Annotated in this window: 27 protein-coding genes and 1 riboswitch; of the genes, 15 read left to right on the top strand and 12 right to left on the bottom strand. The window is 71.4% G+C overall.

What is annotated here, in order from left to right; translation table 11 throughout:
• Positions 1–129 precede the first annotated feature (129 nt).
• From hpf to QM788_RS00340, 4 genes are all read left to right on the top strand, one after another.
• Positions 130–471, top strand: a complete 342-nt coding sequence (gene hpf, locus QM788_RS00355) for a ribosome hibernation-promoting factor, HPF/YfiA family (RefSeq protein ID WP_348009756.1) — start codon at positions 130–132, stop codon at positions 469–471.
• A 262-nt stretch (positions 472–733) separates the two neighbouring features.
• Positions 734–1,204, top strand: coding sequence for a PTS IIA-like nitrogen regulatory protein PtsN (gene ptsN / locus QM788_RS00350; protein WP_415659505.1), 471 nt, complete (start codon positions 734–736; stop codon positions 1,202–1,204).
• A gap of 28 nt (positions 1,205–1,232) precedes the next feature.
• Entirely contained in the window at positions 1,233–2,189 is a 957-nt protein-coding gene (gene hprK / locus QM788_RS00345; protein WP_415659504.1) for an HPr(Ser) kinase/phosphatase, read from the top strand.
• Positions 2,186–3,607, top strand: a complete 1,422-nt coding sequence (locus QM788_RS00340; protein ID WP_415659503.1) for a nicotinate phosphoribosyltransferase — start codon at positions 2,186–2,188, stop codon at positions 3,605–3,607. The genes hprK and QM788_RS00340 overlap by 4 nt, the downstream gene beginning before the upstream one ends.
• On the opposite strand, the gene fur is transcribed toward QM788_RS00340, so the two are convergent.
• Positions 3,608–4,048, bottom strand: a complete 441-nt coding sequence (gene fur / locus QM788_RS00335) for a ferric iron uptake transcriptional regulator (protein WP_415659502.1) — start codon at positions 4,046–4,048, stop codon at positions 3,608–3,610.
• A gap of 107 nt (positions 4,049–4,155) precedes the next feature.
• Between fur and QM788_RS00330 the strand changes: the two genes are divergently transcribed.
• The 7 genes from QM788_RS00330 to holA all read left to right on the top strand — a co-directional run bounded on the left by QM788_RS00330 (position 4,156) and on the right by holA (position 10,931).
• The gene (locus tag QM788_RS00330) at positions 4,156–4,731 is read left to right on the top strand and encodes an outer membrane protein assembly factor BamE (RefSeq protein WP_415659501.1); all 576 of its coding nucleotides are present in this window, start codon (positions 4,156–4,158) and stop codon (positions 4,729–4,731) included.
• The gene (dapB, locus tag QM788_RS00325) at positions 4,731–5,483 is read left to right on the top strand and encodes a 4-hydroxy-tetrahydrodipicolinate reductase (RefSeq protein WP_415660288.1); all 753 of its coding nucleotides are present in this window, start codon (positions 4,731–4,733) and stop codon (positions 5,481–5,483) included. The genes QM788_RS00330 and dapB overlap by 1 nt, the downstream gene beginning before the upstream one ends.
• A 1-nt stretch (position 5,484) precedes the next feature.
• Complete coding sequence (locus QM788_RS00320) at positions 5,485–6,129, top strand: MotA/TolQ/ExbB proton channel family protein (protein ID WP_415659500.1); 645 nt, start codon at positions 5,485–5,487, stop codon at positions 6,127–6,129.
• 123 nt (positions 6,130–6,252) lie between these two features.
• The gene (locus tag QM788_RS00315) at positions 6,253–6,636 is read left to right on the top strand and encodes an ExbD/TolR family protein (RefSeq protein ID WP_415659499.1); all 384 of its coding nucleotides are present in this window, start codon (positions 6,253–6,255) and stop codon (positions 6,634–6,636) included.
• Positions 6,637–6,658: 22 nt separating this feature from the next.
• A complete protein-coding gene (leuS, locus tag QM788_RS00310; protein WP_415659498.1) occupies positions 6,659–9,289 on the top strand; it encodes a leucine--tRNA ligase in 2,631 nt (876 codons plus the stop codon).
• 5 nt (positions 9,290–9,294) lie between these two features.
• Complete coding sequence (gene lptE, locus QM788_RS00305; protein WP_415659497.1) at positions 9,295–9,858, top strand: LPS assembly lipoprotein LptE; 564 nt, start codon at positions 9,295–9,297, stop codon at positions 9,856–9,858.
• Positions 9,858–10,931, top strand: coding sequence for a DNA polymerase III subunit delta (gene holA / locus QM788_RS00300; protein ID WP_415659496.1), 1,074 nt, complete (start codon positions 9,858–9,860; stop codon positions 10,929–10,931). The genes lptE and holA overlap by 1 nt, the downstream gene beginning before the upstream one ends.
• Here holA and QM788_RS00295 read toward each other — a convergent pair.
• The 3 genes from QM788_RS00295 to thiL are packed head-to-tail and all read right to left on the bottom strand — an operon-like array spanning position 10,928 to position 12,891.
• Entirely contained in the window at positions 10,928–11,425 is a 498-nt protein-coding gene (locus QM788_RS00295) for a CinA family protein (protein WP_415659495.1), read from the bottom strand. The genes holA and QM788_RS00295 overlap by 4 nt on opposite strands.
• A gap of 3 nt (positions 11,426–11,428) precedes the next feature.
• Entirely contained in the window at positions 11,429–11,956 is a 528-nt protein-coding gene (locus QM788_RS00290; RefSeq protein ID WP_415659494.1) for a phosphatidylglycerophosphatase A, read from the bottom strand.
• Positions 11,953–12,891, bottom strand: coding sequence for a thiamine-phosphate kinase (thiL, locus tag QM788_RS00285; RefSeq protein WP_415659493.1), 939 nt, complete (start codon positions 12,889–12,891; stop codon positions 11,953–11,955). The genes QM788_RS00290 and thiL overlap by 4 nt, the downstream gene beginning before the upstream one ends.
• Positions 12,892–12,953: 62 nt before the next feature.
• Between thiL and QM788_RS00280 the strand changes: the two genes are divergently transcribed.
• The 3 genes from QM788_RS00280 (at position 12,954) to QM788_RS00270 (ending at position 16,339) form a co-directional block, all read left to right on the top strand.
• A complete protein-coding gene (locus QM788_RS00280) occupies positions 12,954–15,251 on the top strand; it encodes an NADP-dependent malic enzyme (protein WP_415659492.1) in 2,298 nt (765 codons plus the stop codon).
• Positions 15,252–15,464: 213 nt separating this feature from the next.
• Positions 15,465–15,887: a ribonuclease domain-containing protein gene (locus QM788_RS00275; RefSeq protein WP_415659491.1), complete on the top strand. Its 423-nt coding sequence runs from the start codon at positions 15,465–15,467 to the stop codon at positions 15,885–15,887.
• Between the two features lie 56 nt (positions 15,888–15,943).
• Positions 15,944–16,339: a barstar family protein gene (locus QM788_RS00270; protein WP_415659490.1), complete on the top strand. Its 396-nt coding sequence runs from the start codon at positions 15,944–15,946 to the stop codon at positions 16,337–16,339.
• A gap of 275 nt (positions 16,340–16,614) precedes the next feature.
• Here the strand turns inward: QM788_RS00270 and rsmA are convergent, their stop codons facing one another.
• Genes rsmA through QM788_RS00255 form a run of 3 tightly spaced genes read right to left on the bottom strand, consistent with a single transcriptional unit; the run spans position 16,615 to position 20,986 of the window.
• The gene (gene rsmA, locus QM788_RS00265) at positions 16,615–17,385 is read right to left on the bottom strand and encodes a 16S rRNA (adenine(1518)-N(6)/adenine(1519)-N(6))-dimethyltransferase RsmA (protein ID WP_415659489.1); all 771 of its coding nucleotides are present in this window, start codon (positions 17,383–17,385) and stop codon (positions 16,615–16,617) included.
• Positions 17,386–17,426: 41 nt separating this feature from the next.
• The gene (locus tag QM788_RS00260) at positions 17,427–18,731 is read right to left on the bottom strand and encodes a peptidylprolyl isomerase (protein ID WP_415659488.1); all 1,305 of its coding nucleotides are present in this window, start codon (positions 18,729–18,731) and stop codon (positions 17,427–17,429) included.
• Positions 18,728–20,986, bottom strand: coding sequence for an LPS-assembly protein LptD (locus QM788_RS00255; RefSeq protein WP_415659487.1), 2,259 nt, complete (start codon positions 20,984–20,986; stop codon positions 18,728–18,730). Before QM788_RS00255 ends, QM788_RS00260 begins: the two co-directional genes overlap by 4 nt.
• A gap of 188 nt (positions 20,987–21,174) precedes the next feature.
• Here QM788_RS00255 and QM788_RS00250 point away from each other — a divergent pair, with 188 nt between their 5' ends.
• Positions 21,175–21,735 (top strand): hypothetical protein, encoded by a 561-nt coding sequence (locus QM788_RS00250; protein ID WP_415659486.1) that lies wholly within the window; start codon positions 21,175–21,177, stop codon positions 21,733–21,735.
• Here the strand turns inward: QM788_RS00250 and QM788_RS00245 are convergent, their stop codons facing one another.
• The 5 genes from QM788_RS00245 to QM788_RS00225 all read right to left on the bottom strand — a co-directional run bounded on the left by QM788_RS00245 (position 21,736) and on the right by QM788_RS00225 (position 26,791).
• Positions 21,736–22,683, bottom strand: coding sequence for a LysR substrate-binding domain-containing protein (locus tag QM788_RS00245; RefSeq protein ID WP_415659485.1), 948 nt, complete (start codon positions 22,681–22,683; stop codon positions 21,736–21,738). It lies immediately after the preceding gene.
• Between the two features lie 136 nt (positions 22,684–22,819).
• On the bottom strand, positions 22,820–24,295 hold the full coding sequence (locus QM788_RS00240; RefSeq protein WP_415659484.1) for a M20 family metallopeptidase: 1,476 nt from the start codon (positions 24,293–24,295) through the stop codon (positions 22,820–22,822).
• A gap of 71 nt (positions 24,296–24,366) precedes the next feature.
• Positions 24,367–24,942: a methionine biosynthesis protein MetW gene (gene metW / locus QM788_RS00235; protein WP_415659483.1), complete on the bottom strand. Its 576-nt coding sequence runs from the start codon at positions 24,940–24,942 to the stop codon at positions 24,367–24,369.
• Positions 24,939–26,078 carry a homoserine O-succinyltransferase MetX gene (metX, locus tag QM788_RS00230; RefSeq protein ID WP_415659482.1) on the bottom strand — a complete coding sequence of 380 codons (1,140 nt, stop codon included), beginning with the start codon at positions 26,076–26,078 and terminating at the stop codon, positions 24,939–24,941. The genes metW and metX overlap by 4 nt, the downstream gene beginning before the upstream one ends.
• A 47-nt stretch (positions 26,079–26,125) precedes the next feature.
• Positions 26,126–26,201, bottom strand: a riboswitch (SAM riboswitch).
• Positions 26,202–26,242: 41 nt separating this feature from the next.
• The gene (locus QM788_RS00225) at positions 26,243–26,791 is read right to left on the bottom strand and encodes a peroxiredoxin (protein WP_415659481.1); all 549 of its coding nucleotides are present in this window, start codon (positions 26,789–26,791) and stop codon (positions 26,243–26,245) included.
• Between the last annotated feature and the right edge of the window lie 127 nt (positions 26,792–26,918).

Below are 26,918 nucleotides of genomic sequence, written 5' to 3'. Positions count from 1 at the left end.
CGCAAACTGGGCTCGTCGATTTCCCCACTCCCACCCACCTCCGCTACTTGTAGACACGCCCCTCCCCCTCACCTTTCCCCCCTGTTTTCCGGTTCCGTTTTCCCTGACCATCCTCTGAAAGGAGGCTCTATGAATCTGACGATCAGTGGCCATCACCTCGAAGTCACGCCGGCCCTGCGCGAGTACGTGCTCACCAAGCTGGACCGCGTCACCCGCCACTTCGACCAGGTCGTTGACATCAACGTCCTGCTGACCGTGGAGAAGCAAAAGGAGAAGGATCGCCGCCAACGTGCCGAGGTCACGCTGCACGTGAAGGGCCGCGACATCTTTGTCGAACAGTCCCATGAAGACCTGTACGCCGCCATCGACCAGCTGATGGACAAGCTGGACCGCCAGGTCTGCCGCCACAAGGACAAGGTGCAGGATCACCACCACGCTTCCGCCAAGCGGCTGGAAGTGCCCGCCCGCTGAGCGCGGCCGGGTCATCCCGAGAACGAGGCGGCCTGCGGGCCGCCTTTGTTTTTGCGATGCGCAATGCCCGGCATGCGCTGTTGCTGCGGTGCCGCAAAAACCCGCATTCGGGCGGGGCGCGGCGCGCTATTTCAGTGCCCGCAGGCTCACGCAGCCCCCGCAAAGCGGCCCCGCAGTTCCATAATTCGCGGCTCTGACTGACCCACCGCCGGCAGCGGCCGCGCTCTCCTCCAGCGAGCGCCCCACGGCCCGGCCCCCGCCCATGAACCGTCTCGCCGCCATCCTGCCCGCCGACAACGTGTTGGTGAACGTGGAGGCGTCCAGCAAGAAGCGCGCCTTCGAGCACGCCGGCCTGCTGTTCGAAAACCATCACCAGATGGCCCGGGCCTTGGTCACCGACAACCTGTTCGCGCGCGAGCGCCTGGGCTCCACGGGCCTGGGCCACGGCGTGGCCATCCCGCACGGCCGCGTCAAGGGGCTGAAGAACCCGCTGGCCGCCGTGCTGCGCCTGGCCCAGCCCATCGGCTTCGACGCGCCGGACGACGAGCCCGTCGGCCTGCTGATCTTCCTGCTGGTGCCCGAAGCGGCCACGCAGCGGCACCTGGAGATCCTGTCCGAGATCGCCGAGATGCTGTCCGACCGCGAGCTGCGCGAACAGCTCAAGACCGACCCCGACGCCGCGACGCTGCACAAGCTGATCGCGGCCTGGGAGCCGCTGAAGTCCGTCGCCTGATGCGCAGCCTCGCCGGCCGGGGGGCCCGATGAAGCCGACCTCGATCAGCGCCGAGCGGCTCTTCGAGGAGCACCGCGAAGCCCTGCGCTGGGAATGGGTGGCGGGCCACGCCCACCCGGAGCGCCGCTTCGACGAAGCCGCCGTGCGCGACGCGCAGAGCGCCGCCGACCTGGTGGGCTACCTGAACTACATCCACCCCTACCGGGTGCAGATCGTCGGCCGCCGCGAGGTGGCCTACCTGAGCCAGGCCAGCCCCGAGGTCCAGGACCGCCGCATCTCGCGCATCGTCACGCTGGAGCCGCCGGTGCTCATCATGGCCGACGACTCCGTCCCGCCGCCGCGGCTGGTGGCGATGTGCGACCGCGCCGAGATCCCGCTGTTCCGCACCGCCGAGTCCGCCGGCCACGTCATCGACCTGGTGCGCGGCTACCTGTCGCAGCTGTTCGCCAACCGCACGACGCGCCACGGCGTGTTCATGGACATCCTGGGCCTGGGCGTGCTGCTGACCGGCGAATCCGGCCTCGGCAAGAGCGAGCTGGGCCTGGAGCTGATCTCGCGCGGCCACGGCCTCGTCGCCGACGACGCGGTGGACTTCTTCCGCATCGCCCAGACCGCCATCGAGGGCCGCTGCCCCGAGCTGCTGATGAACCTGCTGGAGGTGCGCGGCATCGGCCTGCTGGACATCAAGGCCATCTTTGGCGAGACCGCCGTGCGCCGCAAGATGCGGCTCAAGCTCATCGTCCACCTGGTGCGCAAGGAGACGATGGAACGCGACTTCGAGCGCCTGCCCTACGAGCCGCTGCACGAGGACGTGCTGGGCCTGCCGGTGCGCAAGGTCGTCATCGCCGTGGACGCCGGCCGCAACCTCGCCGTGCTGGTGGAGGCGGCCGTGCGCAACACCATCCTGCAACTGCGCGGCATCGACACGTACAAGGAATTCGTCGAGCGCCACCAGCGCGCCATCGACAACGGCACCCTCGATTGAACGCCTCGCCGAACCGCCTCGCCGACATCGCCCGCCTGCTCGTCCTGAACACGGACAGCTACAAGGCCAGCCACTGGCTGCAGTACCCGCCGGGCACCACCACCGTCTTCAGCTACATCGAGGCGCGCGGCGGCACGCTGCCGTACACGGTGTTCTTCGGCCTGCAGGCGCTGCTGAAGGAGTACTTCACCCGGCCCGTGACGGCGGACGACGTCGCGCTGGGCGAGGAGGTCTGCACCGCCCACGGCGTGCCGTTCAACCGCGACGGCTGGCGGCACGTCGTCGACGCGCACGGCGGCCGGCTGCCGGTGCGCATCCGCGCGGTGCCCGAGGGCATGGTCGTGCCGGTCGGCCATGCGCTGCTCACCATCGAGAACACCGACCCGGCCTGCTGGTGGCTGACGAGCTATCTGGAGACCGCGCTGCTGCGCGTCTGGTACCCGACGACGGTGGCCACGCACAGCCATGCCACGCGCCGCCTCATCGCCGACGCGCTGGCGCGCACCGGCGACCCGGCCGGCCTGCCGTTCAAGCTGCACGACTTCGGCGCTCGCGGCGTGTCGTCGCTGGAATCGGCCATGCTGGGCGGCATGGCCCACCTCGTGAACTTCCAGGGCACGGACACGATGACGGCGCTGCTCGGCGCCCGCGCCTACTACGGCGAGCCCATGGCCGGCCTCTCCATCCCGGCGGCCGAGCACAGCACCATCACCAGCTGGGGCCGCGACGGCGAGCTGGCCGCCTACCGCAACATGCTGCGGCAGTTCGGCCGGCCCGGCGCGGTGCTGGCCGTGGTGTCGGACTCCTATGACCTCGACGCCGCCGTCACCCGGCTGTGGGGCGGCGCGCTGCGCGACGAGGTCATCGCCAGCGGCGCCACCGTCGTCATCCGCCCGGACAGCGGCGACCCGACCACCGTCGTGCTGCGCACCGTGCGCGCGCTGGACGCGGCCTTCGGCAGCGACCTGAACGCCAAGGGCTTCAAGCTGCTGCGCCATGTGCGCGTCATCCAGGGCGACGGCATCACGCGCGAGGCCATCGCCCACATCCTGGCCGCGCTGACCGGCGCCGGCTACTCGGCCGACAACGTCGCCTTCGGCCAGGGCGGCGCGCTGCTGCAGCAGGTCCACCGCGACTCGCTGGGCTTCGCGATGAAGGCCTCGGCCGCCGAGGTGCAGGGCCGGTGGCGCGACGTCTTCAAGGCCCCGGTGACGGACCCGGCCAAGCGCAGCAAGGCCGGCCGGCTGACGCTGCTGCGCCAGGGCGATGCCTTCGCCACGGTGCGCATCGGCTCGCCCGGGCACCAGCAGGCGCTGGCCGAAGGCGCGACGGAGCTGCTGCGCACCGTCTTTGAGGACGGCCGGCTGCTGGTCGACGACAGCTTCGCCGCGATCCGCGCCCGGGCCGCCGGGGGCTGATCAGGCCTTGCTCGGGCAGTCCGCCTTCACGCAGGTGGCGTACAGCGCCAGCGAGTGCTCCTGCAGCCGGAAGCCGCGCTCGCCGGCGATGGCGTGCTGGCGGGCCTCGATGTCGGCGTCGTAGAACTCCTCGACCTTGCCGCAGTTCAGGCACACCAGATGGTCGTGGTGGTGCCCCTCGTTGAGCTCGTAGACCGCCTTGCCGGTCTCGAAATGGTTGCGGCTCAGCAGGCCGGCCTGCTCGAACTGCTGCAGCACGCGGTAGACCGTGGCCAGGCCGATGTCGGCGCCCTCGCCGAGCAGCGCCTTGTAGACATCCTCGGCCGTCATGTGGCGCTGCGCCGAGCGCTGGAAGATCTCCAGGATCTTGATGCGCGGCAGCGTCGCCTTGAGGCCGCTGTTCTTGATGTCGCTGGTCTGGTCTTTGACGGAAGAGGGCATGGCGCGTGGGGCCGGGGCCGGGAAGGGGCCCCGTTAGAATCCGCGCCATCATAGCCAGCCGGGGCCTCCCTTCGGCGGGCACTTCTCCGCACTCCGTCCCGCCGCCCATGCGTCCCCTGCTTGCCTCTCTCCCGCTGCTCGCGCTGCTTGGCGGCTGCTCCTACCTGCCCACCTGGGCGCGGCTGCCCGAGGTGTCGGGCGACAAGGTGCTGGGCGTGCTGACGCCCTACCGCGTCGAGGTCGTCCAGGGCAATGTGCTGACCAAGGAGATGGTCGCCCGCGTCAAGCCCGGCATGCCCAAGGCGCAGGTGCGCGACCTGCTGGGCTCGCCGCTGCTGACCGACGTGTTCCACGAGTCGCGCTGGGACTACGTCTTCACCATCCGCCGCCAGGGCGCCCCGGCGCAGCAGCGCCTGGTGGTGGCCGAGTTCGACGGCGAGGTGCTCAAGACGCTGACCGTGCCGGACGACCTGCCGGCCGAGAACGACTTCGTCGCCGCCATCAACACTTTCAAGCCCGGCAGCAAGCAGCCCAAGCTGGAGCTCAGCGAGGCCGAGCGAGGCGCGCTGCCGCCACCCAAGCGCGCCGAGGATGCCGCGCCGACCGCCGCTGCGGAGGGGCCGGCCCCGGGCCGCGTGTACCCGCCGCTGGACGCACCCGCCAAGACGGGCGCCGGCTCGTGATGCAGGCCGCCGCCGCGCCCTTGAAGGTCGCCGTCACCGGCGCCTCCGGGCGCATGGGCCGCATGCTCCTCGAGGCCGTCGCGGCCGCCGACGACTGCACGCTGCATGCCGCGCTGGACAAGGGCGACGACGTGCGCGCCGGCTTGGGCGGCGCCGACGTGCTGATCGACTTCACCCGCCCCGAGGCGACGCTGGCCCACCTGGCCGCGTGCGCCGAGCTGGGCGTCAAGGCCGTCGTCGGCACGACCGGCTTCGACGCGGCGCAGCAGGCCGAGATCGCGCGGTTCGCCGAACGCACGGCCATCGTCTTCGCGCCGAACATGAGCGTCGGCGTCAACGTCGTGCTGAAGCTGCTGGACCTGGCGGCGCGGGCGATGAGCGAGGGCTTCGACATCGAGATCGTCGAGGCCCACCACCGCAACAAGGTCGATGCGCCCAGCGGCACCGCGCTGCAGATGGGCCGGGTCGTCGCCGACGCGCTGGGCCGCGACCTGAAGCAATGCGCCGTCTACGGCCGCGAGGGCGTCACCGGCGTGCGCGACCCGTCCACCATCGGCTTCGCGACCGTGCGCGGCGGCGACATCATCGGCGACCACACCGTGCTGTTCGCCGGCACCGGCGAGCGCATCGAGATCAGCCACAAGGCCAGCAGCCGCGCGATCTACGCCCAGGGCAGCCTGCGTGCGGCGCGCTTCCTGGCCGGCACGCGTGTCGGCCTCTACGGCATGAACGACGTGCTGGGGTTCCACTGAGATGGGCGGCTTCAGTGATTTCTGGAGCCAGAGCGATCTGATCGGCTGCGCCGTCGCGCTGCTGCTGCTGGCCATGTCCGTCAGCGCCTGGGCGCTGATCCTGTGGAAGACCTGGCTGCTGCGCCGCGCGCGCCGCGGCCTCGTGCGCGCGGTGCCGGCGTTCTGGTCGGCGGCCGGCGTCGCCGAGGGCCGCGATGCGCTGCAAGCCTTCGACACCGAGGCGCTGCTGCTGCCGCTGCTCGACGCCGCCACGGCCGAGACGCGCGGCGCGACGCTGGACGCCGCCGGCCGGCGCGAGTCCCGCCTGACGCGCCGGCTGCGCGACGCGCTGCACGCGGTGCTCGCGAAGCTGCAGTTCGGCCAGGTGCTGCTCGCCTCCATCGGCGCGACCGCGCCCTTCGTCGGGCTGTTCGGCACCGTCTGGGGCATCTACCACGCGCTGGTCGGCATCTCGGCGGCCGGCAACCTCACCATCGAGAAGATCTCCGGCCCGGTCGGCGAGGCGCTGGTCATGACGGCCGCCGGCCTCGCGGTCGCGATCCCCGCCGTGCTGGCCTACAACGTGTTCGGCAAGCTGGTCGCGGCCTGCGAGGCCGATCTGGAAGGTTTCGCGCACGACCTGCGCGAGTTGCTGGACCACGACTGAAGCCATGAAGCCCCCAGGCTCACTGCGTTCGCGGCCCCCCGAGGGGGCACATCAGCGCCTTCGGGCGGCCGGGCGGCGCTGATGGCCTTCGGCCGCCTTGAGCGCCCCGATGCCGCTCGGCCGATGAGCGACATCAACATGACGCCGCTGATCGACGTGATGCTGGTGCTGCTGGTCATCTTCATGATCACCGCGCCGCTGATGACCGCCTCGCTGCGCCTGGACCTGCCCAAGAGCGAGGCCGCGACGCCGAGCGACGCGCCGAGCTTCATCGCCGTCGCGATCACGCCGGACGGCAAGCTGCACCTCGGCGACGACGAGCTGGACGCGCAAGCCTTCCAGGCGCGCATCGCCGAACTCGGCCGCGCGAATGCGCAGCTGGAAGTGCAGTTGCGCGCCGACCGTGCCGTGCCCTACGGCCAGGTCGCCGAGCTGATCGGCTGGGTGCAGGCCGCCGGGCTCAACCGCGTCGCCTTCGTCGCCCAGGCCGCCGCGTCCGCGCCCTGACGCTGCGCTGATAATTTGGCGCATGAACGCCAAGACCGAAGCGCCCAGCTACAACCCCAACGAGATCGAGGCCGCCGCCCGCGCCTACTGGACCGAGCGCGACGCCTACCGCGTCACTGAAGCCCCGGGCAAGCCGCATTTCTACGCCTGCTCCATGCTGCCCTACCCCTCGGGCAAGCTGCACATGGGCCATGTGCGCAACTACACGATCAACGACATGCTGGCCCGCCAGCTGCGCATGAAGGGCTACAACGTCCTGATGCCGATGGGCTGGGACGCCTTCGGCCTGCCGGCCGAGAACGCCGCGATGAAGGGCAAGCTGCCGCCCGCGCAGTGGACCTACTCCAACATCGCCCACATGAAGGGCCAGATGCAGGCGATGGGCCTGGCGATCGACTGGAGCCGCGAGGTCGCCACCTGCCAGCCCAGCTACTACAAGTGGAACCAGTGGCTGTTCCTGAAGATGCTGGAGGCCGGCATCGCCGAGCGCCGCACCCAGGTCGTCAACTGGGACCCGGTGGACCAGACCGTGCTCGCCAACGAGCAGGTCATCGACGGCCGCGGCTGGCGCTCCGGCGCGCTGGTCGAGAAGCGCGAGATCCCCGGCTATTACCTGAAGATCACGCAGTACGCCGAGGAACTGCTGTCGGCCGTCGCCAACCCCGACGACCCGGACTACCTGAGCGGCTGGCCCGAGCGCGTGCGGCTGATGCAGGAGAACTGGATCGGCAAGAGCCAGGGCGTGCGCTTCGCGTTCCCGCATTCGATCGGTGGCGAAGGCGGCCTGCTGTGGGTGTTCACGACGCGCGCCGACACCATCATGGGCGTGACCTTCTGCGCCGTCGCGCCCGAGCACCCGCTGGCGACGCACGCGGCGGCCGGCGATGCGAAGGTCGCCGCCTTCATCGAGGAATGCAAGGCCGGCGGCACGACCGAGGCCGAACTCGCGACGCAGGAGAAGAAGGGCGTGGCCACGGGCCTGTTCGTCACGCACCCGCTGACGGGCGCGCAGGTCGAGGTCTGGGTCGGCAACTACGTGCTGATGAGCTATGGCGACGGCGCCGTGATGGGCGTGCCGGCGCACGACGAGCGCGACTTCGCGTTTGCCAAGAAGTACGGCATCGAGATCAAGCAGGTGGTGGCCGCCGAGGGCGAGCGCTTCTCCACCGACGCCTGGGCCGAGTGGTACGGCGACAAGGCGCGCGCCGTCTGCGTGAACTCCGGCGTGCTGGACGGCCTGCCGCACAAGGCCGCCGTGGACAAGGTGGCCGAACTGCTCGCCGGCAAGCAACTGGGCGAGAAGAAGACCACCTGGCGCTTGCGCGACTGGGGCATCAGCCGCCAGCGCTACTGGGGCACGCCGATCCCGATCATCCATTGCGACGATTGCGGCGTCGTGCCGGTGCCCGAGCAAGACCTGCCCGTCGTGCTGCCCGAGGACTGCATCCCCGACGGCAGCGGCAACCCGCTGAACAAGCGCGCCGACTTCCTGAACGTCGGCTGCCCCAAGTGCGGCAAGCCGGCCAAGCGCGAGACGGACACGATGGACACCTTCGTCGATTCGTCCTGGTACTTCATGCGCTACTGCGACCCCAAGAACGACCAGGCCATGGTCGCCGAGGGCACGCAGTACTGGATGCCGATGAACCAGTACATCGGCGGCATCGAGCACGCCATCCTGCACCTGCTGTACGCGCGCTTCTGGACCAAGGTCATGCGCGACCTGAAGCTGGTGACGGTCAGCGAGCCCTTCGAGAAGCTGCTGACCCAGGGCATGGTCTTGAAGGGCGCGTTCTTCCACAAGCCCGAGGGCGGCGGCAAGGACTACTACTGGGACCACGAGGTCGAGGTCATCCACGACGAGCGCGGCGGCATCGCCGGTGCCAAGCTGAAGAAGGACGGCACGCCGCTCGAATACGAGATGACGACGATGTCCAAGTCCAAGAACAACGGCGTGGACCCGCAGGCGCTGATCGACCAGTACGGCGCCGACACCGCGCGGCTGTTCGTCATGTTCGCGTCGCCGCCCGAGCAGACGCTGGAGTGGAACGACGCGGCCGTCGAGGGCGCGCACCGCTTCCTGAAGCGCGTGTGGAACTTCGGCGCGCGCAATGCCGAGGCCATCAAGGCAGGCGGCAGCGACTTCGCCGCGCTGAACGCCGACGGCAAGGCGCTGCGCCGCGAGGTGCACAACGTGCTCAAGCAGGTCAGCTACGACTACGAGCGCATGCAGTACAACACCGTCGTCTCCGGTGCGATGAAGCTGCTCAACGCGCTGGAAGGCTTCAAGGCCGAAGGCCAGGCGGCGGCGATCCGTGACGGCTTCTCGGTGCTGCTGCGCGTGCTCTACCCGGCCACGCCGCACATCGCGCACCAGCTCTGGCAGGACCTCGGCTTCGCGGCCGAACTCGGCGACCTGCTCGACGCGCCCTGGCCCACGGTGGACGAGGCCGCGCTGGTGCAGGACGAGATCGAGCTGATGCTGCAGGTCAACGGCAAGCTGCGCGGCGCGGTCAAGGTGCCGGCCGGCGCCGACAAGGTCGCCATCGAGGCGGCGGCGCTGGCGACCGAGGAGTTCGCCAAGTTCGCCGAAGGCAAGGCACCGAAGAAGGTCGTCATCGTGCCGGGTCGCCTCGTCAACGTGGTCGTCTGAAGCCCATGGGCCCCCACGCTCGCTCACGCCCGCTGCTCCCCGACGGAACGTCCGGCACCTTCGGGCGGCCCGGCGGTGTCGGACGCCGCGCCGCGCTCCTCGGCCTGGCCGCCCTCGCCGGCTGCGGCTTCGAGCTGCGCCGCGAGCCCGAGCTGGCGTTCAAGACGCTGGCGCTGACCGGCTTTGCGCCCGAGTCGCCGCTGGCGGCCGGCCTGAAGCGCCAGATCCGGCGCACGCCGGTGCAGCTGGTGGACGACCCGGCGCGCGCGCAGGTCGTGCTGGAGGCGCTGCACGAGCACCGCGACCGCACGGTGGTGGCCTCCACCAGCGTGGGCCAGGTGCGCGAATGGCAGTTGCGGCTGGGCTTCGATTACCTGATCCGCACGGCGGACGGCGAGCTGCTGGCGCCCAAGGTCGAGCTGCGCCTAGCGCGCGACATGAACTACACCGAGACCACGGCGCTGGCCAAGGAGCAGGAGGCCGCCAGCCTCTACAACGCGATGCAGTCCGACGCCATCGCGCAGGTCATGCGCCGGCTGGCCGCCGTCACCGTCAGGGCGCCCGGCTGATGCAGCTGCGCGCGGAAGGCCTGGCCGCCCACCTGGGCAAGGGCCTGGCCCGCCTCTACACCGTCCACGGCGACGAGCCGCTGCTGGCGCAGGAGGCGGCCGACCAGGTCCGCGCCGCCGCGCGCGCGCAGGGCTTCGGCGAGCGGCAGATCTTCACCGTCGCCGGCGCCTATTTCGACTGGGCGCCGGTGCTCGCCGCCGCGCAGGCGATGAGCCTGTTCGCCGAGCGCCAGTTCATCGAGATCCGCATCCCCGGCGGCAAGCCCGGCAAGGACGGCTCCGAGGCGCTGCAGCGTTATGCCGAGGCCGCGCCGGACGACGTGCTGACCCTCGTGACGCTGCCGCGGCTGGACAAGACCCAGCTCAACAGCGCCTGGTTCACGGCGCTGGACGGCGCCGGCGTGTCCGTGCGCGTCGAGCCCGTCGAGCGCCGCGCGCTGCCGGCCTGGCTAGCGCAGCGGCTCAAGGCCCAGGGGCAGTCGGTGCCCGAGGGCGAGGACGGGCAGCGCGCGCTGGCCTTCTTCGCCGACCGCGTCGAGGGCAATCTGCTCGCCGCCCACCAGGAGCTGCAGAAGCTCGCGCTGCTGCACCCGCCGGGCGCGCTGACACTGGCGCAGATCGAGGCCGCCGTGCTGGACGTGGCGCGCTTCGACGTGTTCAAGCTCAGCGAGGCCGTGCTGTCCGGCAACGTGGCTCGTTTGCTGCGCATGCTCGACGGCCTGGAGGCCGAGGGCGAGGCCGCCGTGCTGGTGCACTGGACGCTGGCCGAGGACGCCCGCGCGCTGGCCCGCGTGCGCGCCGCGCTGGACGCCGGCCGGCCGCTGCCGCTGGCGCTGCGCGAGGCGCGCGTCTGGGGCGCCAAGGAACGGCTGTTCGAGCGCATCGCACCGCGGCTGGACGCGGCCACGGCCGGCGCGCTGGTGCAGGCCGCGCAGGTGTGCGACGGCCTCGTCAAGGGCCTGCGCCATCCGGACTGGCCCAGCGACCCCTGGGCCGCGCTGCGCCGCCTGGCGCTGCTGCTGGCCGCAGCCGCCACCGGCCAGCCCGGGGCCGCGCTCACGGCCCGCTGCTAGCTGTCCCGGTCTTCCAGCGCCTCGCACAGCGCCGTCAGCCCGGCCGTCACCGTCTGCGCGCGCACCGCGTGGCGGTCGCCGCCGAAGTGCTCGCGCCAGACCCGCGCCGGCCGCCCCGCATGCACCAGCGCCAGCCAGACCGTGCCCACCGGCTTGGCCTCGCTGCCGCCCGACGGGCCGGCCACGCCGGTGACGGACAGCGCCCAGTCGATGGGCGCATGCGCCAGCAGCCCGCGCGCCATGTGCTCGGCCACCTCGGCGCTGACGGCGCCGTGCAGCGCGATCAGGCCCTTGGGCACGCCCAGCAGCTCGGCCTTGGCCTCGTTGCTGTAGCTGACGACGCCGCGCTCGAACCACGCGCTGGAGCCGGCCAGGCTGGTGCAGGCCGCCGCGATCAGGCCGCCGGTGCAGCTCTCCGCCGTGCCGATGCGCTCACGGCGCTGGATCAGCGCGACGGCGATGCGGTCGATCAATTCGTGGTCGTCGGCAAACATGGCTCACCCCAGCAGCACGCGCCACAGCGCGATGACGGCGAGCGTACAGCCGGCCGCGACGAAGTCATCCACCAGGATGCCCAGGCCCTGCCGCCAGCCGATGGGCGCGCCGCGTTCGCTCTTGAACAGCCGGTCGGCCCAGCCCACCGGCCCGGGCTTGGCCGCGTCGAAGAAGCGGAACAGCGCGAACGCGACCAGCTGGCCCATGAAGCCGGCCGGCGCGATCAGCCACAGCACCAGCCAGAAGGCCAGCACCTCGTCCCAGACGATGGCGCCGGGGTCGGGCACGTTCAGGTGCTGGGCACAGCGCGTGCAGGCCCACCAGCCCAGCAGGGTGCCGGCGCCGATCAGCAGCGCCCAGCGCGCGTCGTCCATCCACGGCGCGAGCACGGCGAACGCCGCCCAGGCCCACAGCGTGCCCACCGTGCCCGGCGCCTTGGGCGCCAGGCCGCTGCCGAAGCCCAGCGCGATCCAGCGCGCCGGGTGGCGCAGCATGAAGGCCATCGTCGGCCGGATGGGGGCGCCGCTCATGCCCTGAAGTGGTCGAAGGATCGCAGGCCGTGCTCGAGGGCCGCGCCCCGCGCATCGACGACGCGCAGGCCCGGCTCGGCCTCGAGGGTGCCGATGCGCGTCAGCGCCACGCCCACGTCCGGCAGCCGTGCGCCGGGCGGCGCGGTGAACACCAGCTCGTAGTCGTCGCCGCCGGCCAGCCCGCACTGGCGCTGCAGCGCCAGCGGCTGCGCGGCCAGCACGGCGCTGCGCGGCAGCGCATCCGCGTCGATGCGCGCGCCGACGCGCGACGCCGCGAGGATGTGGCCCAGGTCGCCCAGCAGGCCGTCGGACACGTCGATGGCCGATGTCGCGATGCCGCGCAGCGCCTGGCCCAGCGCCACGCGCGGCGCGGGCCGCTCCATCGCCGCGCGCACCGCCTCGAAGCCGTCGCCGGCCAGCGCCGCCGTGCCGCGGAACACCTCCAGCGCCAGCCGCGCGTCGCCCAGCGTGCCGGACACCCAGACCTCGTCGCCCGCCCGCGCACCGCCGCGCAGCAGCGCCTGGCCTGCGGGCGCTTCGCCGAACACGGTGATGCAGAGGTTCAGCGGGCCCTGCGTGGTGTCGCCGCCGACCAGCGGGCAGCCGTGCGCGTCCGCCAGCGCCAGCAACCCGCGCGAGAAGCCGGCCAGCCAGGCCTCGTCCACGCGCGGTAGCGCCAGCGCCAGCGTGAAGCCACGCGGCGTGGCGCCGCAGGCGGCCAGGTCGCTGAGGTTGACGGCCAGCGCCTTGTGGCCCAGCCGCGCCGGGTCCACGGTGGACAGGAAGTGCCGGCCCTCGACCAGCATGTCGCTGGACACCAGCCAGCGCGCACCCGGCGTCGGCGCGAGCACCGCGCAGTCGTCGCCCACGCCCACCTCGACGCCATCCCCCGCGGGGCGCTGGAAATAGCGCCGGATCAGATCGAACTCGCCCATGGGCGCGATTGTCGCGGCGCGGTGGCATGATTCCACCCCCGCCGGCCCTCGCTCGCCCCGCCATGCCCAGCCCAGAAGAAAAACGCGCCCAGCTCCGCCAGGCCGCCCTCGAGTACCACGAGTTCCCGACACCCGGCAAGATCGCCATCGCGGCGACCAAGTCCCTCGTCAACCAGCGCGACCTGGCGCTGGCCTACTCGCCCGGCGTGGCCGCGGCCTGCGAGGAAATCGTGGCCGACCCGGCCAACGCCTTCCGCTACACCTCGCGCGGCAACCTGGTCGCCGTGGTCTCCAACGGCACGGCCGTGCTGGGCCTGGGCAACATCGGCCCGCTGGCGTCCAAGCCGGTGATGGAAGGCAAGGGCGTGCTGTTCAAGAAGTTCGCCGGCATCGACGTCTTCGACCTCGAAGTGGCCGAGAACGACCTCGACAAGCTCGTTGACTGCATCGCCGCGCTGGAGCCGACCTTCGGCGGCATCAACCTGGAAGACATCAAGGCGCCGGACTGCTTCTACGTCGAGCGCCGCTTACGCGAGCGCATGAAGATCCCGGTCTTCCACGACGACCAGCACGGCACCGCCATCGTCGTCGGCGCGGCCTTCCTGAACGGCCTGAAGGTCGTCGGCAAGGACATCCAGCAGGTCAAGTTGGTCACCTCCGGCGCGGGCGCGGCGGCCATCGCCTGCCTGAACCTGCTCGTCAAGCTGGGCCTGCCGCGCGAGAACATCTTCGTGACCGACCTGGCCGGCGTGGTCTACGAGGGCCGCACCGAGCTGATGGACCCGGACAAGGCCTGGTTCGCGCAGAAGACCGAGGCACGCACGCTGCGCGAGGTCATCCAGGGCGCCGACGTGTTCCTGGGCCTGTCCGCCGGCGGCGTGCTGAAGGCCGACATGGCGGCCACCATGGCGCCGCAGCCGCTGATCTTCGCGCTGGCCAACCCGACGCCCGAGATCCTGCCGGAAGAGGTGCAGGCCGTGCGCGGCGACGCCATCATGGCCACCGGCCGCACGGACTACCCCAACCAGGTCAACAACGTCCTGTGCTTCCCCTACATCTTCCGCGGCGCGCTGGACTCGGGGGCAACGACCATCAACGTCGAGATGGAGATCGCCGCCGTCCACGCCATCGCCGAGCTGGCGCAGGCCGAGCAGAGCGAGGTGGTGGCCGCCGCCTACGTGGGCGCGACGCTGAGCTTCGGCCCCGAGTACCTGATCCCCAAGCCCTTCGACCCGCGGCTGATGATGCGCATCGCCCCGGCCGTCGCCAAGGCGGCGATGGACTCCGGCGTCGCCGCCCGCCCCATCCAGGACTGGGACGCCTACCGCGAGAAGCTGCAGAGCTTCGTCTACGCGTCGGGCAACACGATGAAGCCCATCTTCACCGCCGCCAAGCGGGCGCCCAACAAGCGCGTCGCCTACGCGGAGGGCGAGGAAGAGCGCGTGCTGCGCGCCGCGCAGGTCGTCGTCGACGAGGGCCTGGCCCGCCCGACGCTGGTGGGCCGCCCGGCCGTCATCGCCGAGCGCGCCGAGCGCTTCGGCCTGCGGCTGCAGCAGGGGCGCGACTACGACGTCGTCAACGTCGAGCACGACGACCGCTACCGCGACTACTGGCAGACCTACCTGCGCATGACCGAGCGCAAGGGCGTCACCCAGCAGCTGGCCAAGATCGAGATGCGCCGCCGGCTCACCCTGATCAGCGCCATGCTGCTGCACAAGGGCGAGGTCGACGGCATGCTGTGCGGCACCTGGGGCACCACGGCCACGCACCTGGCCTACATCGACCAGGTCATCGGCAAGCGCGCCGGGGTGAAGACCTATGCCTGCATGAACGGCCTGATCCTGCCGGGTCGCCAGGTCATGCTGGTGGACACCCACGTCAACTACGACCCCAGCGCCGAGCAGCTCGCCGAGATCACCATCATGGCCGCACATGAGATGTGCCGCTTCGGCCTGACCCCGAAGGCCGCGCTGCTGTCGCACAGCAACTTCGGCACCAGCAACCAGCCCTCGGCCGTGAAGATGCGCGACACGCTGGCGCTGCTGCAGCAGCTCGCGCCCTGGCTGGAGGTGGACGGCGAGATGCACGGCGACACCGCGCTGGACGCGCCCTACCGCAAGCAGCTGATGCCGCACAGCCCGCTGACCGGCGAAGCCAACCTGCTGGTGCTGCCCAACATCGACGCCGCCAACATCTCCTACAACCTGCTGAAGACCGCCGCCGGCGGCGGCATCGCCGTCGGCCCGGTGCTGCTCGGCGCGGCCAAGCCGGTCCACGTGCTGACCCCCTCGGCCACCGTGCGCCGCATCGTCAACATGACGGCGCTGACCGTCGCCGACGCCAACGCCGCCCGGAACTGAATGCCGGCTGCCGCCGGTTCGCACCCTCGTTGACAGAAGTTTTCACACCAACAAATTCCTCCAGCGGCACCGCAAAGCCCCATAAGAAACAAGCGCTTGCCAGCATGTGAGCGCAAGCTCACATGCACCCCTACCTGGCCTGGGTGCGGGAGGCCGGCTTGAGCTTTCGAGGTCGATTCGATACCATTGCGGTTTCGAAACAGGGGTAAACCCGTGTCTTTGCTCTCGTGGCTGGCGCGCTCCGGCGCCTCGGCGGTCACCACCGCCCTGCTGCTGTCCGGCCTGGCCGGCGGCGCGCACGCCCGGGAAGCGCCCCCCACCGCAACGCCCGCTCTGGCTGAAATTCCGCTGAGCGAGCTGCCCGCCCAGGCCCAGGAAACGCACCGGCTCGTCCACGCCGGCGGCCCGTTTCCCTATGGCAAGGACGGCGTGGTGTTCGGCAACCGCGAGCGACAGCTGCCCCGCAAGGCGCGCGGCTTCTACCGCGAGTACACGGTCAAGACCCCCGGCGCACGCAACCGGGGCGCCCGCCGCCTTGTTTGTGGCGGGAGGCCCCCCACGTCGCCCGAAGTCTGTTACTACACCGACGATCACTACGCCAGCTTCAAGCGCGTCCGCGCCCAGGCTGGCCGGTGATGGTCGGGCGAACGCGAGTTTTGGCAGTTTTGTGACTTGAAAGGAGGAACGCGACCATGCTTTTGCAGACCGTCCGTCCCAATATCGTGCAGGCCATCCGGGCCTACCGGGTCGAGGACTTGATGCAGGCCGCCCAGGAAGCGGGCCAGCATTTCCTGTATGCCAACCTGTCGGAGGCGCAGTCCAAGCAGGACGTGCTGGACGGCATCGCGCAGGCCTTTTTGTTCCCCGCGCATTTCGGCAAGAACCTGGACGCGCTGCATGACTGCATGACCGACCTCGTCCACAAGGCCGGCACGCAGCCGGGCTTCGTCGTCGTGCTGGAACAGCTGCCCGACAACGTGCGCTTCGACCGCGAGGCGCGCGAGCAGCTGCTCGACGTCTTCCGCGACACGGCCGACTACTGGGCCGACCGGCGCATCCCCTTCCGGTGTTTCTATTCTTTTCAGTAGCCCGCTCCCAAGAAAACGGGTCATGGGAGCGGGCTGCTGAGGTGGCCCCGGTGGTTGAAAAGCCCGCGCCGAAAAGCGCGAAGTCTGCGATTGGCAACCCCAACTTCGGCGTCAACATGCCGATGATGTGCAGCGCCTTCGATACGTCCATGTGGCTGAACGCGGCGTGACGAGCCCCCCCGTACCGGCTGACGCCGGCCCCCCGAGGGGGCGCTGCTAGCGGCCCGGCAAAGCCGGTTCCGCTGCAGCTGCTGGAGGAGAAGAAGCCCGCCTTTTCAGGCGGGCTTCTTCATTTCCAGCGCCAGCGCGACGAATTCGCCGACCGGCACTTCCTCGGCCCGGCGTTGCAGGTCGAAGGCCCCGGCGTAGCCGCGCTCGGCCAGCCAGCGGCCCAGGCTGTGGCGCAGCAGCTTGCGGCGCTGCGAGAAGGCGCTGGTCACCAGCGCGCCCAGCAGCGCCGGGTCCAGCGCGGGGGGCTGGGCCAGCGGCCGCATGCGCACGATGGCCGAGTCCACGCGCGGCGGCGGGTCGAAGGCCTCGGGCGGCACGTCCAGCACCGATTCGATGCCGTAGCGCCACTGCAGCATCACGCTCAGGCGCCCGTAGTCCTTGCCGCCCGGTGCGGCGGCCATGCGGTCCACCACCTCCTTCTGCAGCATGAAGTGCTGGTCCACCACGGCGTCCACCGCGTCCAGCAGGTGGAACAGGATGGGCGTGGAGATGTTGTACGGCAGGTTGCCGACGACGCGCAGCTTCGCGCCCTTGGCGGCGGCGAGCACGCGGAAATCGACCTTCAGCACGTCGCTCTCGACGACCTCGACGTCGCCGCGCTGGCGCAGCCGCGCGGCCAGGTCGCGGTCCAGCTCGATGACGGTCAGCGGCCGGTGGCGCGCCAGCAGCGGCAGCGTCAGCGCGCCCAGGCCGGGGCCGATCTCGACCAGGGTCTCGCCGGCCCGGGGGTCGATCAGGTCGATGATCCCGTCGATCAGCGCTTTGTCGGTCAGGAAATGCTGGCCGAAGCGCTTCCTGGGGATGTGTGATTTCATGGATTACCCCGTGGCCGCCGCGCCGACCGGCAGCCGGTGGGTCAGTCCTGCCATTCCCGGACTTCGACGAAGGCCTTGGCGCGCAGGTCCTTGACCCACTCCTGGTAGGCCTCGTCGTACTTCTGCTCGCGCAGCGCGGCGCGGGCCTGGTCGCGCAGCTGCTTCATCTCGACCTCGACCGTGCGGCGCTCCAGCACCTGGATCAGGTGCACGCCGAAGCGCGACATGACGGGCCCGGAGATGCCGTTCAGCGGCAGCGCGTTCATCGCCTCCTCGAACTCGGGCACGAAGCCGCCCGCGCCCATCCAGCCCAGGTCGCCGCCGGCTTCCGCGCTGCCGTCCTCGGAGTTGGCCCGGGCGATCTGCTCGAAGGTGGCCTGGCCGGTCTCGATCTGGCGCTTGTACTCGGCCAGGCGGCGCGCGGCCACTTCCGCCGTCAGCTGGGCCGAGGGGCGCAGCAGGATGTGGCGGGCATGGGTCTGCAGCGCCTGGGTCAGCGACGCGCCGCCCTGGCGCTCGACGACCTTCAGGATGTGGAAGCCCGCGCCGCTGCGCAGCAGCCCGGGCGCGACCTGGCCGGCCTTCAGGTCCTTGACGGCCGTGACGAAGAGGTCGGGCAGCCGGTCCGCCGGGCGCAGGCCGATCTCGCCGCCGCGCGCCTTGTTGCTGTCCTCGGAGACGTCGCGGGCGACGGCGGCGAAGTCCTCGCCGCCCTTGATGCGGGCCAGCGCGGCCTCGGCGCGCGCGCGCTTCTCGGCGACGACGGCCTCCGGCGCGCCCTCGGGCACCGGCACCAGCACCTGCGCCAGGTTGATCTGGCCGCCCTGGTCCAGCGCGGCGCGCTTCTTGTCGAGGTAAGCGTCGATCTCGGCGTCGGTCACCTTGATGCGGCCCTGCACCTCGCGCTCGCGCACCCGCTCGGTCATCATCTGGTCGCGCAGGTTCTCGCGGAAGGCCTTGTAGTCGGTGCCGTCGGCCTTCAGCCGCTCGCGCAGCTGGGCCATGGACAGCTTGTTCTGCGCGGCCACGTTGGCCACCACGCGGTCCAGCTCGGCCTCGTCGATCCTGGCGCCGTTCTCGCGGGCGTAGGTGACGAGCACGCGGTCCTCGATCAGCGCCTCCAGCGCCTGCTTGTGCAGGCCGGCCGTCTCGGGCATCACCTCGCCGCGCTGGCGGGCCTCGGCGCGCAGCCGCTCCGTGCGCTGCACCACCTCGCTGGCGGCCACGACGTCCTGGTTGACGACCGCGGCGATGTAGTCCCCCGGCTGCAGCGTGGGCGGCGGCGTCTGGGCCGTGGCGTGGCAGGCTGCCAGGGCCAGAACGAGGGGAACGAGGCGATGGATCATGGTAGGAAGTCTGAACTCGGCGAGCGGTCGGAGCTCAGCCTGCGGTAACCGGGCACATTGTCCGTCAAGACCTTGAGGGCGTTCGAGCCGAGCTGGGACAGGCCCACCAGCTCCAGCTGCAGCATCAAGCGGGTGTTGGTTTCGGCGCGGCCGGTGGACAGTCGCTCCAGCCCGAAGCGCAGCACCCAGCAGCCGGCGTCGTATTCCAGGCCGGCCACGGAGTCGGTCAGGCGCTTGTCGCGCAGCGAGTACTGCACGCGGCCCGCGCCGTACCAGGCGCCGCCGCAGTCGGCGGCCCGGCTGTCGGCGCCGCGCCGGGTGACGGGCTGGCCGTACAGCGGCCACTGCCAGGCCAGTTCGACCTGCTCGCTCTGCCCGCGCGCCAGCCGGTAGGCGACGCTGACGGTCTTGAACGGCCCGGGCGAGTAGCGCGCGCGCATGACGGTGCGCACCGAGCGCCTGGCTTCCGGGTTGAACTCCAGCGTGCCGTCGGCCCACCAGCGCTCGTCCAGGTGCGCGGCGGCGGCCAGCAGCAGGTCGGAGAAGCGCTGCTTGACGGGCTGGCCGTCCGGCGTGATGCGCTGGTCGCGGAACAGGAAGCGCTGCACCGCGCCGACGCGCAGGATCTCCTCGCCCCGGGCCGCGCTGACCCAGCGGCTGGTGGCGCCGACGCTGACGGCGTGCAGGTCCGACACCCGGTCCACGCCCGAGAACTCGTTGTCGGTGTAGATGGAGTCGAAGTTGAAGTCCTTGGGCGCGGCGTCGAAGTTGGGCAGCGCGAGTTGGTCGCGGAACGGCGTGTTCACGTACAGCACGCGCGGCTCCAGGCTCTGGCGCATCGCGCGGCCGAACAGCCGGGTGTCGCGCTCGAAGACCCAGCCGTGGTCGATGCTGAAGGTCGGAATGACGCGGCTCATGCGGGTGCGGCCGTCGTCCAGCGGGCGCTCCAGGTCGTAGGCCGCGGCGTTGAACGACAGCCGCGGGATGAACCACCAGGCCTCGCCGCCCACCGGCGCGGCCAGGTGGCCCAGCGCATGCACGCGCTGCCCGCCGCGCGGCTGGCCCGGCAGCGCCGAGCCGGGCAGGTCGAAGCGGTTGTATTCCAGCTCCAGCGAGCCCTCCAGCCGCGCCTTGCGGCCCCAGGGGCGGAAGCTGTCCAGCACCGCCTCGTCGGCCGCCGTCGTCACGCGGATGCCGACCTGCGGGCTGCGCTGGTAGGGCGAGTCGAAATGGGCCAGCGCGTCCGCGCCCTGCAGCGTCTGCCAGCGCTGCACGCGGGCATAGGTGTCGATGACGCCCCAGGAGAGCTCGCGCTGCCGGTTCAGCACGAAGTCGCTGGCCAGCAGCCGCGGCGTCTGGCTCTCGACGCGGCGGGACAGGTCCTTCCAGTAGTCGTCGTCCGAGACCCGCTCGCTGTTGAAGCGGTAGCGCCAGTCGCCCAGTTGCCCGTCGTTGTGCAGCTTGAGGCTCCAGCGCGACCGGCCGAACACGCGGTCGTTGGGCAGCAGGTCCACGTTGATGCGGCCGGCGTGGCCGGGCTCCAGGTAGCGGAACTCGGCATCGGCGCCGGCGCCCCGGCGGGTCATCATGAACGGCGTCACCGTCGCGTCGCGCTGCGGGGCGATGTTCCAGTAGTACGGAACGCCCAGCTCCAGGCCGCTGCGGTTGTCCAGGAAGATGTTGGGCGGCAGCCAGCCGGACTTGCGCGCCGAGCTGAGCGGGAAGCTCAGCGACGGCGCCGCCAGGATGGGCACGCCCAGGAAGCGCAGCACCGCGCCCTCGGCCTCGCCCTCGTTGGCGGCCAGGTCCAGGCGCAGCTGCCTGGCGGAGATCTGCCAGGCCGGCTCCTGGTCCTCGACGGCCGGGCAGCTGCTGTAGCGGCCCTCGGTGGCGCTGAGGTGCTCGCTGTCCTGGAACCTGACGACCTGGGCCTTGCCCGCGCCGCCGGTGGCGGCCAGCGAGAAGCTGGGCGTCAGGAACTCGCCCTCGAAGCGGGACACGTACAGCTGCAGCAGCGGGCCGGTGAAGACGTTGCCGTTGTGGTCGATGCGGACGTTGCCCTCGGCCCGCGCGAAATCGTCGACGACGCGGTAATGGAGCTGGTCGGCGTTGACCGTCACCGCGCCCTGGCGCAGCTCTACGCCGCCGCGGGCGTCGGCCTGCTGGTCGGTCTGGGCCGTCACCTCGCGGGCGCTGATGACCAGCGCCGGCCGGGCCGGGGTGCCCAGCACACGGCTGCTACGCAGCAGCGGCATCGAATCCTCGGGCGCGGCCTGCTGCGCATGCGCCCCGCCCCAGGCACACAGGGCCAGGGCGATCAGCGGGGGCAGCGGGGCGGGACGGGGGGGGCGATGCGGGCGCGGCACGGACGGCAGGAGACGCGAGGACGGGAGGGTCGCCGAGGCCGGCTTCTTAGAATTTCATTATCCACGAGGGCCTTTCCATGATTCCCCAGACCGCCTCCCTGATCGCCGCCGTCCAGGCCGCGCCGGCCGACACCGACCGCCTGCTGCGCGCCGCCTGCGCCGCACTGCGCGAGCAGCCGCCCGCGCCGGTGGCGCCGGACGCCGCCGCGCTGCGCGCCGGGCTGGCCCGCATCGCCGACACCGGCCTGGACGCCGTGCTGCAGCGCCTGGTCGACGACGCGCCGCAGGGCAGCGCCACCGACGCCCTCGCGGCGCTGCTGCGCCCGGCCGAGCTGGCCTGGGACGAGGCGCAGCAGATCGACTGGGCCGTGCGCCACTGGGAGGCCTGCCGCGCGGCCGGGCAGCTGGACGAGGCCCTGGCGGCCGACTTCGGCGAGTACTGGCGGCGGCTGGAGTGGAGCGCGCTGCGCCAGCACCTGGCGCAACTGGCGGGTCTGCCCGAGGGCCATGCCGAGGAGCGCCGGCTGCTGGCCTACGTCGCCGGCACGGCCAGCCGCTACATCGCCTTCGCGCCGCTGAAACGGGCGATGGAGCTGCGCCACCCGGCGCTCTTCGAGCTGGGCTTCAGCCTGCGCTGATCACGGCCGGGTCGCGCAGCCGGCGGCGACCAGCCAGGGGTCTTCGTCCTCGCCGCCGAAGATCTCCAGCAGGAAATCCAGGAAGGCGCGCGTGCGCGCCGGCACGTACTTGCGCGTCGGCATGCCGGCCCACAGCGTGGTGCTGAACAGCCGCCATTGCGGCATCACGCGCTCCAGCGCCTGCTCCAGCAGCGCCTCCTCGACCATGAAGCTGGGCAGCCCGGCGATGCCCAGGCCGTGCAGCGCGGCGGCGTAGTTGGTGTCCATGTGCGCGGTCGCCAGCACGGCGCGCAACGGCGCGATGGGCAGCGTGATCTCCTCGCCGCCGTCGCCGCGCTGCAGCGTCAGGCCGCGCATCAGCGACGGCGTGGGCCGCAGCAGCGCGTCATGCGCCTTCAGCTCGCGCGGATGCTGCGGCCGGCCGCGCCGGTCCAGGTAGTCGGGCGAGGCGCACATGATGAATTCGCTGCGCGCCAGCCGCCGGGCGACGAAGTCGCCGTCCAGCGGGCTGCGGGTCAGGAAGATGGTCAGGTCGTAGCCGTCGCCCACGGTTTCCACCGGGCCGGGCGAGGTGATCTCCACCGTCACCAGCGGGTGGGCGCGGTGGAAGGCCGGCAGGTGCTTGGCGAGCTGGTGGACCGCGAAGGCCGGCGGGCACAGCACGCGCAGCAGGCCGCGCACCTCCTGCGTGGCCGACGCGGCCAGCGCGGCCGCCTCGTCCACGTCGGCCAGGATGCGCCGGGCGCGCTCCAGGTAGGCCTCGCCGATCTCGGTCAGCGACAGCCGCCGCGTCGTGCGGTTCAGCAGCCGCGTGCCGAGGTGCTCCTCCAGCTCGGCGATCAGGCGGGTGACGACCGCGGGCGCCAGGTCCAGCGCCCGCGCGGCGGCGGCGAAGCTGCCCTCGTCGATGACGCGGACGAAGACCTTGATCGCCCTTAACTGATCCATGCGCTGAGGCAATCCGCCGGGCGGTGCTCCGCATGCCGCGACGGCGTGCCTTTCCCAGCGAACCCCGCCGATCCGGCTTTGCCGGTCGGCGCGGGTTGCCCCCTTGAGGGGGCGCGCGAAGCGCGTAGGGGGTGGGTCACGGATGCGCGGCCATCACTTGCGCGACCGCGGCGGTCAGCCGCTTGCCGTAGGGCACGTGCAGGAACTCGTTCGGCCCGTGCGCGTTGCTCTTCGGACCCAGCACGCCGCAGACCATCATCTGCGCGGCCGGGAAGCCCTTCTGCAGCATGCTCATCAGCGGGATGGTGCCGCCCTGGCCGATGTAGCCGACCGGCGCGCCGAAGTGGGCCTGGCTGGCGTCGTCGAGCGCCCGGCTGAGCCAGGGCGACAGCTCGGGCGTGTTCCAGCCGGTCGCGCCGTAGGCGCCGGCGCGGCCGTCAGGGGTGAACGTGACCTTGGCGTTGTAGGGCGCGTTGTCCTCCAGCAGCGCCTTGAGCTGCAGCGCGGCGGCGTTGCCGTCGATCAGCGGCGGCAGGCGCAGCGACAGCTTGAACGCGGTGTAGGGCCGCAGCACGTTGCCGGCGTTCTTCAGCTCCGGGAAGCCGTCCACGCCGGTCACCGACAGCGTCGGCCGCCAGGTGCGGTTGAGCAGCACCTCGACCGGGTCGCGGGTCACCGGCAGCACCGGGCCGCCGTCCGCGCCGCAGGCCCAGGGCATGCGCTTGTAGACCTCGTCCTTCAGGATGGCGGCGGTCGCCCGCGCCTGGTCCAGCCGCGCGCCGGGGATCTCGCAGTGGAAGCTCTCGGGCAGCAAGCGGCCGGTCCGGCTGTCCTCCAGCCGGTCCAGCACCTGGCGCAGGATGCGGAAGCTCGACGGCACGACGCCCGAGCCGTCGCCGCTGTGGATGCCCTCGGCCAGCACCTCCACCTTCAGCACGCCCGACACCATGCCGCGCAGCGAGGTGGTCAGCCAGAGCTGGTCGTAGTTGCCGGCGCCGGAGTCCAGGCAGACGACGAGCGACACGTTGCCCAGGCGCGCCTTCAGCAGGTCGATGTAGGCCGGCAGGTCGAAGGAGCCGCTCTCTTCACACGTCTCGATCAGGCCGACGCAGCGCGGGCGCGGGATGCCTTGGCTGTCCAGCGCCATGATGGCCGTCAGCGACGCGTAGACCGCGTAGCCGTCGTCCGCGCCGCCGCGGCCGTAGAGCAGGCCGTTCTCGTACTTGGGCGTCCAGGGACCGAGGTCGCTGCGCCAGCCGCTGAACTCGGGCTGCTTGTCCAGGTGGCCGTACAGCAGGACGGTGTCGGTGCAGCCGGCCTTGGTCGCGGGCACCTCGAAGAAGATCACCGGCGTGCGGCCGGGGATGCGCACCACCTCCAGCGTCAGGCCCGCGACCTTCTTGCCCTCCACCCAGGCGGCGGCCGTGGTCAGCACCTTCTCGATGTGGCCGTTCGCCGCCCAGTCGGCGTCGAACATCGGGCTCTTGGCCGGGATGGCGATGTAGTCGGTCAGCGCGGGGACGATTTCCTCGTCCCACACGCGTTCGGCGAAGGCGCCCAGCGCGGTGGCCTCGTCGGCTTGCAGGGGCAGGTGGGGGTCGCGTGCATTCATGGCGTGCTCCTTGGGCGCTTGTGGCGCAGCCGGGCAGTTTAGGCCTCGGGCCGCCCGCGCGGCCCCCGCGCTCACTCCCGCTCGAACTTGAACACCGCCACGCTGGCCCGCAGGTTGGGCAGCGTGCGCACGACCTCGCCGCCCTGCAGGCCGAAGCTGTCCAGGATGCGCAGCCGGTTCTTGCGCGCCAGCACGCCGAAGTCGGCGAAGGTGCCGACGCGGATGTTGGGCGTGTCGTACCACTCGTAGGGCAGCGCGCGCGTGACGGGCATGCGGCCCGTCAGCACCTGCAGCCGGTTGGGCCAGTGCGCGAAGTTGGGGAAGCTGACGATGCCGATCTTGCCGACGCGCGCTGTCTCCTTCAGCATGGCCTCGGCATTGCGCAGGTGCTGCAGCGTCTCCAGCTGCAGCACGACGTCGAAGCTCTGGTCCTCGAAGATGGACAGGCCCTCCTCCAGGTTGCGCTGGATGACGTTGACGCCGCGCTTCACGCAGGCCAGCAGGTTGGCGTCGTCCAGTTCCACGCCGTAGCCGGTGCAGCCCTTGTGCCGGATGAGGTGCTCCAGCAGCTCGCCGGTGCCGCAGCCGAGGTCGAGCACGCGCGAGCCGGGCGGCACCAGCGCGGCGATGGCAGGGTCGAAACTCATGGCGCCACCTCGCTGGCAATGCGCTCGAAATAGGCGCGCAGCACGCCGTGGTAGCGCGGGTCGTCGAGCAGGAAGGCGTCGTGGCCGTGCGGCGCGTCGATCTCGGCGTAGCTGACGTCCAGCCGGTTGTCGAGCAGCGCCTTGACGATCTCGCGCGAGCGGTCGGGCGAGAAGCGCCAGTCGGTCGTGAAGCTGGCGACGAGGAACTTCGCCCGCGCCGCGGCGAAGGCGCGCGCCAGGTCGCCGCCATGCGCCGCCGCGGGGTCGAAGTAATCCAGCGCGCGGGTGATCAGCAGGTAGGTGTTGGCGTCGAAGTAGTCGCTGAACTTGTCGCCCTGGTGGCGCAGGTAGCTCTCGATCTGGAACTCGACGTCCTGCGTGGAGTAGCCTAAAGCGCCGCTCTTCAGTTCGCGGCCGAACTTCGCGGCCATCACGTCGTCGGACAGGTAGGTGATGTGGCCGATCATGCGCGCCACGCGCAGGCCGCGCTTGGGCACCACGCCGTGCTCGTAGTAGTGGCCGCCGTGGAAGTCGGGGTCGGTGACGATGGCGCGCCGCGCCACCTCGTTGAAGGCGATGTTCTGCGCCGACAGGTTGGGCGCCGTGGCGATGGCGATGCAGTGGCCCAGCCGCTCGGGGTAGCGCAGCGCCCAGTCCAGCGCCTGCATGCCGCCGAGCGAGCCGCCCAGCACCGCCGCCAGCCTGCCAATGCCCAGGCGCTCGACGACGCGGGCCTGCGCGTCCACCCAGTCCTGCACGGTGACGACGGGGAAGTCCGCGCCCCAGGCCCGGCCGGTTGCCGGGTTCAGGTGCATCGGCCCCGTCGAGCCGAAGCACGAGCCCAGGTTGTTGACGCAGACGACGAAGAAGCGGTCCGTGTCCAGCGGCTTGCCCGGGCCGATGAGGTTGTCCCACCAGCCCTCGCTGCGCGGCTGGCCCGCGTAGGTGCCGGCCACGTGGTGGCTGGCGTTCAGCGCATGGCACACCAGCACCGCGTTGCTGCGCGCGGCGTCGAGCCGGCCGTAGGTCTCGACCATCAGGTCGTAGGCCGGCAGGCTGGCGCCGCTGCGCAGCGGCAGCGGCTGGTCGAAATGGAAACTCTGCGGCGATACCTCGCCGACGCTGCGGCCCGTCATGGCCTCACTCCAGAAAAAACGAAACCGGCGCCACTGTCGCGGGACGCCGGTTGGTGCGAGCGTCCTGTTTAGCGGCATTTGTAGAGCGCCCGCAATCCGGAACAAATCGGCGCTTGATGGGCCGCAAGTCTAGCGGCATCGCGCCGCCCCGCCGGCCTGCGCCGCTACTTCTGCAGCCGCCGGGCGGCCTGGAGCATCGCGTCGATGTGGCCGTCGGGGTCCAGGCTGGCGTGGACGGCGGCGATGCGGCCGTCCGGCGCGATCAGGTAGGACACGCGGTCGGCCATGGTGCCGGGCACCAGGCGCAGCGCCACGTCGTAGTCCCTGATGACCTGGCCGCCCGCGTCGGCCGCGACCGCGAACTTGCTGCGGCAGGCCTCGACGCTGAAGCGCTTGAGCGTGTCGATGTCGTCGTTGGACATGCCGATCACGGTGGCGCCGACGGCCTGGAACCGTTCCGCCGCCTCCGCGAACAGGTGCGCCTCCACCGTGCAGCCGCGCGTGAAGGCCTTGGGGTAGAAGTACAGCACCACCGGGCCCTGCTTCAGCGCCTCGGCCAGCCGGAACCTGAAGGGCCGGCCGCCGACGGCGGCGTCGGCGGTGAAGTCGGGCGCGGCGGCGCCGACGGCGAGCACGGCATGCGCGGACGCCGGCAGCAGCAGGGCCAGCACGGTGGCGGCGGCGGCCAGCGGCCGCAGGCGGGACGGGGACATGGCGGCTCCAGCAGAGGGGTGGCGCGGTGGGGTGGCCGGCCGCAGTGTGCCCCAAGGCCGGGCCTGGATCACCTGCCGTTATGGTCGCGGTCCGGGGCGGCATTCGCCAGTGCCGCGCGCCAGCCGC

It is taken from the genome of Roseateles sp. (assembly GCF_047654785.1).
Taxonomy (GTDB): domain Bacteria; phylum Pseudomonadota; class Gammaproteobacteria; order Burkholderiales; family Burkholderiaceae_C; genus Pelomonas.
This window is presented reverse-complemented; position numbering and strand designations above follow the sequence as displayed.

Bases quoted from the DNA above. Each gene is read 5' to 3' on its own strand.
- hpf (WP_348009756.1), top strand. From the start codon at position 130: ATGAATCTGACGATCAGTGGCCATCACCTCGAAGTCACGCCGGCCCTG.
- ptsN (WP_415659505.1), top strand. From the start codon at position 734: ATGAACCGTCTCGCCGCCATCCTGCCCGCCGACAACGTGTTGGTGAAC.
- hprK (WP_415659504.1), top strand. From the start codon at position 1,233: ATGAAGCCGACCTCGATCAGCGCCGAGCGGCTCTTCGAGGAGCACCGC.
- fur (WP_415659502.1), bottom strand. From the start codon at position 4,048: ATGCCCTCTTCCGTCAAAGACCAGACCAGCGACATCAAGAACAGCGGC.
- QM788_RS00330 (WP_415659501.1), top strand. From the start codon at position 4,156: ATGCGTCCCCTGCTTGCCTCTCTCCCGCTGCTCGCGCTGCTTGGCGGC.
- dapB (WP_415660288.1), top strand. From the start codon at position 4,731: ATGCAGGCCGCCGCCGCGCCCTTGAAGGTCGCCGTCACCGGCGCCTCC.
- QM788_RS00320 (WP_415659500.1), top strand. From the start codon at position 5,485: ATGGGCGGCTTCAGTGATTTCTGGAGCCAGAGCGATCTGATCGGCTGC.
- QM788_RS00315 (WP_415659499.1), top strand. From the start codon at position 6,253: ATGAGCGACATCAACATGACGCCGCTGATCGACGTGATGCTGGTGCTG.
- leuS (WP_415659498.1), top strand. From the start codon at position 6,659: ATGAACGCCAAGACCGAAGCGCCCAGCTACAACCCCAACGAGATCGAG.
- lptE (WP_415659497.1), top strand. From the start codon at position 9,295: ATGGGCCCCCACGCTCGCTCACGCCCGCTGCTCCCCGACGGAACGTCC.
- holA (WP_415659496.1), top strand. From the start codon at position 9,858: ATGCAGCTGCGCGCGGAAGGCCTGGCCGCCCACCTGGGCAAGGGCCTG.
- QM788_RS00295 (WP_415659495.1), bottom strand. From the start codon at position 11,425: ATGTTTGCCGACGACCACGAATTGATCGACCGCATCGCCGTCGCGCTG.
- QM788_RS00290 (WP_415659494.1), bottom strand. From the start codon at position 11,956: ATGAGCGGCGCCCCCATCCGGCCGACGATGGCCTTCATGCTGCGCCAC.
- thiL (WP_415659493.1), bottom strand. From the start codon at position 12,891: ATGGGCGAGTTCGATCTGATCCGGCGCTATTTCCAGCGCCCCGCGGGG.
- QM788_RS00280 (WP_415659492.1), top strand. From the start codon at position 12,954: ATGCCCAGCCCAGAAGAAAAACGCGCCCAGCTCCGCCAGGCCGCCCTC.
- QM788_RS00270 (WP_415659490.1), top strand. From the start codon at position 15,944: ATGCTTTTGCAGACCGTCCGTCCCAATATCGTGCAGGCCATCCGGGCC.
- rsmA (WP_415659489.1), bottom strand. From the start codon at position 17,385: ATGAAATCACACATCCCCAGGAAGCGCTTCGGCCAGCATTTCCTGACC.
- QM788_RS00260 (WP_415659488.1), bottom strand. From the start codon at position 18,731: ATGATCCATCGCCTCGTTCCCCTCGTTCTGGCCCTGGCAGCCTGCCAC.
- QM788_RS00255 (WP_415659487.1), bottom strand. From the start codon at position 20,986: ATGCCGCTGCTGCGTAGCAGCCGTGTGCTGGGCACCCCGGCCCGGCCG.
- QM788_RS00250 (WP_415659486.1), top strand. From the start codon at position 21,175: ATGATTCCCCAGACCGCCTCCCTGATCGCCGCCGTCCAGGCCGCGCCG.
- QM788_RS00245 (WP_415659485.1), bottom strand. From the start codon at position 22,683: ATGGATCAGTTAAGGGCGATCAAGGTCTTCGTCCGCGTCATCGACGAG.
- QM788_RS00240 (WP_415659484.1), bottom strand. From the start codon at position 24,295: ATGAATGCACGCGACCCCCACCTGCCCCTGCAAGCCGACGAGGCCACC.
- metW (WP_415659483.1), bottom strand. From the start codon at position 24,942: ATGAGTTTCGACCCTGCCATCGCCGCGCTGGTGCCGCCCGGCTCGCGC.
- metX (WP_415659482.1), bottom strand. From the start codon at position 26,078: ATGACGGGCCGCAGCGTCGGCGAGGTATCGCCGCAGAGTTTCCATTTC.
- QM788_RS00225 (WP_415659481.1), bottom strand. From the start codon at position 26,791: ATGTCCCCGTCCCGCCTGCGGCCGCTGGCCGCCGCCGCCACCGTGCTG.